The following is a 4,855-nucleotide window of genomic DNA, read 5'->3' as shown; positions in this document are numbered from 1 at the left end:
CTTCTCTACTTATGGTTTGCTTTTGTTTTTGGAAAAAAATGGAACTCGATCTTGTACGATGTAAATGACGAGTTACTTTCCTATGCTCAAGTGAGTGGCCGCTATCAAGAGTTCGGTGTGGAGTGGTCAATTCTAAGTGCTCGCTGAGTGTGTGTTCTAATAAAATCGAGATTATTTGATTGTTGTGTAGTCTGTTTTGGTCTGAGTTAACATTGACTTTAGATGGATAATGTCCGCCGTAAGGAGTGTTCACGACCCGGACCAGGCGACTAATATCGTCTTGGGTGCGCTCGGTGTTGCTAGCTTGGGGATACCGGGGGGCGAAGCCCAGTGTGGTTGGTGTCCCAATACCTAATGCGACAAAAGGAACTGGTGGTGAAGCTGGGACGTCTACTAGAGTTCCTGCGGATTTGCATGGACGTCCAACGAATTTATGGGTCAATGATCTTAACAAAATATCAGATGCTGCAATCAACCCCTCTGTGTTGCGTGAAGCCCTTGGAGATTATGTAAAGAAAGGTGAAACTCGGGCTTTATCTGTTGCGGCAGGATCGATTAATGTTGACGGTAATGTGCAATATGTGCTCTCGGTGAGTGGAAAGAATTTGAGGGGGAATTCACCTTCAGTGGTAGAAATTGGTGGAGTTCGGTATACGATTGTTAAGACCGATACAAAGTCAGTGCCAAGTGTTATGAATGGTAATGGTTGGGTTACAAACTTTAATCATGCCGAACAGAAGCTGATGAGCTATTTTCAAAATGCTTACTCGGGGAAGAAAGCAACTATTTCAATCGGTGTGGAGAATATATCTGCACTCAAGCCTGGTATGTGCTCAGGCTGTTCTATTAGTAGTGCAATATTCGCTGAAAAAATCCGAGTTTTGATATTCGGATGTTTCATGGCACAACGGGAATAAATCCATGAATGGAGATTTTTTAAAAGAGATATTAGTCCACACGTCTGTGAAAGCATCGGAATGTTTTGGCTACACTAATGAAAAACTTGCTGCGATTTCGAGGCTGTACAATGTACGAGTGGATGGTCAGTTGGGGGAGTTTCTTTCGGTGATGGGGCGCTGCGATGGAGGGATGTTTGGTCATGAAGTAATTCCTTTGTACAAACCATCTTGGCGAGTAAGAGAGCATTTGCTATTTCAGACCGATTTTTTGACTCAGATGCAAGATGGTGGGTTTTACAAATACTTAGGGATGCCTTTTGTATTTTGTATGCTCTCAAGTGATCGGTATTATTATATTCGGACTAAAGAGTGTGATGCTGTTTATCATTTTGATGCTAAGGCTAAGTTTGTTAAAGAGACGCCTTATGATTTGAGTGGCTTTTTGAAAGCACTTGTCTCTCAGGTTGAGCGTACATTTCCAGTGCAAGGTGATCTTTTAAATATTTAGGGGGGCGTCGAAAAAAATCTGTTGTCTAAGTTTGGTTCGTAGAGGGTGAAATATGAGCGTTGATTTTGTAAATAAGGTGTTGAATTGTACCTCAGTCTGTGCTTCTGAGTGTGTTGGTTATAGTGCTGAAGAAATTGATGCTATTTCGAGGTTATACAATTTACGAATTTCAGGGCAGCTTTATGAATTTCTTTCGACTATGGGGCGGTGCGATGGTGGAGCGATGGGGGACGCGATTGTCCAATTGTATCGGCCAACTTGGCGGGTTCGAGAGCATTTTCTTTTTCAAGAGATTTTTATTAGTGATTTGAGAAATGGGGGTTATGAAGAGTATCTGAATCGGCCTTTTGTTTTTTGTTTTATTTCCGAAACTCAGTACTACTTTGTGCAAAGCGCATTAGGGGATGAGGTTTTTCATTATGATTCGAATGATGAGGTTGTTGAGGTTACCTCCTATGATTTGATTGGGTTTTTGCATGATCTGGTTTTGCAAGTGAATGGAGACAGTGGTGGGCGGAGTGTGGGGGATTTGTTGCTAATATAGAGCGTAAAAATGATTTATAGGAATAAAATATAGTTTGATCTGATGATGGCGTTGTTTGGTGGTTGATGTTTTTGTATTTTCGGTAATCTATGCTTCTAGGATTTATAGATTTTTGGTTTCTCTTGTGTGATGGTTTTTTAGGGCGTTAATGGTGTTCGGTGGGGCTGTTGAACTATTGCGAGAAGACATTTTTGTTTCAGGTAGCCTGGGTTTGCAGTTGATCAGTTATTGGGCAGGGAACGTGTAAATGAAAACTTCCCAACTATGTACCAAGGCTGAAGGGGCGGCTTTATACCGCCCCTTTCTGTTTATGCGGATAGCTGACCTTGCATCCGTCGCCCTGCCACATCCATCAAATCACACCTATCGCGCAGCAAAATGCTGCACACCAGCGACAGTTCCTGCAGCACCACTGCGTCTTTGGTCGCTTCATCAGAAATCGCGAAGTTCTCCAGCAGTTGAGTCACAGCGCGAATGCGATACGCCGCTGCATCGTGCAGCACATCAATGGGGGCTTGGGTATCGATCAGCAGTGAGGGAATGTTGCAGTCGTGGCCGGTAATCGACATGTATCTGTTCATGGTTAGTTCTCTGGTAATGGGAGTGATGCTGTCCCTACCGTCGCCAAACGAAAGGTGGCAGCTGTACGCAGGTTGGCGAACCGGCACCAGATAAGCCGGCAGACCCAAAAGGATCTCCCACGCACAGCCGCCATGAGACCAAACAATATTTCACAGTGACCAATACTGAAGTGTTCATGGAGCAAGTGAGTGGTCTGTGTACTAAAGCCGGAACGCCACTCACACCCCAGGTTAGGAAGATGATCGAGAATCTTGTTGGCGGTGGAAAAAGATTTGATGTGCAAAATGGTATTCCTGGCTTGCATGCCGAGGTCATGGCAGTAAACAGCGCGCTTGCCTGCTATCCAATGCTTCTAATTGAAGATGTAAAAGAAGCTGGCACCAAAAAATGGTCAGGGTGGCATGTTTGAGGCGTGTTCGAATTGCAGTGGCGTACTTAAGGATGTGGATGTAATTACTGGGAGGAAACACTGATGATTATAAAAAAAACGGCGTTGACAGAAGAGGCTGGTACATGGATTTTTCGAGGTGCACCATACTCTGGGGCGGCATTGGAGTTTAGGGGTGGAGAGCTCATGTGGGGTGGCTTGTATGACAATGGCTGTTACATAGGTGTTTATCGCAGCGAGTTTATTTCGGAGGGAGAGTGCGTCGGTATCGAGTCGGAGTGTGATTACACAGGCGAACAGTTTTTTCTGAATGGTGAAGTCTACAATGGATTTGCTTATGAGTTTGCCGGTGAGGTTTGTGTTAGTGAAAGGCTGTTTGAGTATGGCTGGATTATTGCGGAGGTTACGTACTATTCAGGGGGGCAGCTTCGTTCCCTTGAAGTAGGTGGGGATGTCACACAACAATATGAATGGTATGAGAACGGCGATCTAATAGATGTAATGCTGTATGAGCGTGATGCTTTCATGATGTCTTTGGGTTTTTCAATGGGTAGATTGCAGCGTTTAACGTTGATGGGAGATTATTTTGGAAGGGTGTCGACGGTTATTGATTTCATAAGATTCCCTGTGTTGAGAGAGAAGAAGGAACTCTCGGAGCTTGTATGCGGTTCGCGGTTATCGCTAAGTGGGGGTGGTGTTGATGAATTAGCTATTAATTATTTGTTAAGCGGTGAAAATTTAAGCCATGTAAAGGAATTATATGTGGATCGTATTTCCGATTCGCCAGAGACTTTGGGACGCTTGAGAAGCCTCGATCAATTAAAAGAGTTGAGGGTCGCCGAAGATGAGGGGAAACGTGATCTTTGGCGCAAGTGGTGTGCGGAGTTTAAGGCGCTTCACCCGGAATGTGATGTGTACTTTAATAATCGGATGGTTGGCTTGGGAGCTTGATGGGCGGGTTGTTCTGTTCGTAGAACTGCCTTCCATATCGATCTGCAAGTCGAGTTGTTTCTGGTAATCGATAGTTGCGTGTGGCGTTCAATACCCAGTGGCAGGCGGTTTCAAGGGAGATTCGGTGGCCGATTGAAACGAACACAGGTTTTACATTTTTTTGAGTCCTGAGCGCGGCCCCGATTAGTTCGTCGCCGTCGAACAGGCCTGATTGGCATCCCCTTTCATTAAGGGGAGGTGCGTATTCACCGATGAAGCGACTTTTTCCGCATCCAATAGTGGGTATCTCATAAAGTACCCCCAAGTGCGATGCCAAGCCAAGCCAAGCCAAACCGACGAGGGTGAGCTATACCTTGCCCGTCGCAAATGATCAGGTCAGGTCGGTGGGTTATAGTTGATAAAAGCCTTACGATTGAAGGCAGTTCTCTAAACGAAAAAAGACCAGGTACATAAGGGTATGACGCTATGCCTGCCCATGCATGGCTTTCGATAATTTTTAGGCTGTGTGCATCAACTATAGCAATAGATGCAATTAGTGTGTCGTTATTTTTATGGCAGGCAACATCAATTCCTGCGATGCGGTTTACCACTCCCAGTTGGTCTTTTCTAACTACTTGCTTTGAGAGTTTTATTTGTAAGTCTATTGCTTCGTTGGGAGGGATGTCTCAAGCATGTTTTATGGCGGGTAGCATATGGGGGGGCTCTGTTGCGCTGGTTTGAGTAGGCTAATATTTTATATACATACTATGCAATTTTCGACTGCTGGAAAGTTTATCATGTTGCGAGTCTGGAAGGTCTTATGCTTAAGGAAACTCCGAACAAGTCAGCGACGGGCATTTAATTGGCGACCGAATCTCTTTTCAGCCTGGTCTTCGGCGGCAGGCTTCACCAGAATTTTCAAGGCGAAAGTGGGAAAGTGTTTAACTTGAAACCTAAAGACTAGTTGGAGTAATAGCAAATGAAAAATTTTTTATTGGTGATTG

The 4,855-nt window shown here is 44.6% G+C and carries 8 protein-coding genes; 5 read left to right on the top strand and 3 right to left on the bottom strand.

Annotated features, from left to right (window positions below; all coding sequences use genetic code 11):
* Positions 1-293 precede the first annotated feature (293 nt).
* From GV818_RS33520 to GV818_RS33510, 3 genes are read left to right on the top strand one after another with little or no spacing between them, the layout of a single operon-like run.
* Complete coding sequence (locus GV818_RS33520; RefSeq protein ID WP_161778722.1) at positions 294-917, top strand: hypothetical protein; 624 nt, start codon at positions 294-296, stop codon at positions 915-917.
* A 4-nt stretch (positions 918-921) separates the two neighbouring features.
* Positions 922-1,407 carry an SMI1/KNR4 family protein gene (locus tag GV818_RS33515; protein WP_256679596.1) on the top strand — a complete coding sequence of 162 codons (486 nt, stop codon included), beginning with the start codon at positions 922-924 and terminating at the stop codon, positions 1,405-1,407.
* A 52-nt stretch (positions 1,408-1,459) separates the two neighbouring features.
* The gene (locus GV818_RS33510; RefSeq protein ID WP_161778721.1) at positions 1,460-1,951 is read left to right on the top strand and encodes an SMI1/KNR4 family protein; all 492 of its coding nucleotides are present in this window, start codon (positions 1,460-1,462) and stop codon (positions 1,949-1,951) included.
* 308 nt (positions 1,952-2,259) lie between these two features.
* Here GV818_RS33510 and GV818_RS33505 read toward each other — a convergent pair whose 3' ends face one another.
* The gene (locus GV818_RS33505) at positions 2,260-2,532 is read right to left on the bottom strand and encodes a hypothetical protein (RefSeq protein WP_161778720.1); all 273 of its coding nucleotides are present in this window, start codon (positions 2,530-2,532) and stop codon (positions 2,260-2,262) included.
* Positions 2,533-2,771: 239 nt separating this feature from the next.
* Between GV818_RS33505 and GV818_RS33500 the strand changes: the two genes are divergently transcribed.
* Together GV818_RS33500 and GV818_RS33495 are read left to right on the top strand one after the other, a co-directional pair.
* Positions 2,772-2,942 (top strand): hypothetical protein, encoded by a 171-nt coding sequence (locus GV818_RS33500; RefSeq protein ID WP_161778719.1) that lies wholly within the window; start codon positions 2,772-2,774, stop codon positions 2,940-2,942.
* Between the two features lie 63 nt (positions 2,943-3,005).
* Entirely contained in the window at positions 3,006-3,872 is an 867-nt protein-coding gene (locus GV818_RS33495) for a hypothetical protein (RefSeq protein WP_161778718.1), read from the top strand.
* On the opposite strand, the gene GV818_RS35245 is transcribed toward GV818_RS33495, so the two are convergent.
* Both GV818_RS35245 and GV818_RS35240 read right to left on the bottom strand, forming a co-directional pair.
* Positions 3,841-4,188, bottom strand: coding sequence for an endonuclease V (locus tag GV818_RS35245; RefSeq protein ID WP_372242144.1), 348 nt, complete (start codon positions 4,186-4,188; stop codon positions 3,841-3,843). The genes GV818_RS33495 and GV818_RS35245 overlap by 32 nt on opposite strands.
* Entirely contained in the window at positions 4,160-4,504 is a 345-nt protein-coding gene (locus GV818_RS35240; protein ID WP_372242145.1) for an endonuclease V, read from the bottom strand. Before GV818_RS35240 ends, GV818_RS35245 begins: the two co-directional genes overlap by 29 nt.
* Positions 4,505-4,855 lie beyond the last annotated feature (351 nt).

Origin of the sequence: Pseudomonas sp. Fl4BN1 (assembly GCF_009908285.1) — a bacterium.
GTDB lineage: Bacteria > Pseudomonadota > Gammaproteobacteria > Pseudomonadales > Pseudomonadaceae > Aquipseudomonas.
The sequence above is the reverse complement of the archived record's forward strand: the minus strand, read 5'-3'. Positions and strand labels throughout refer to the sequence as shown.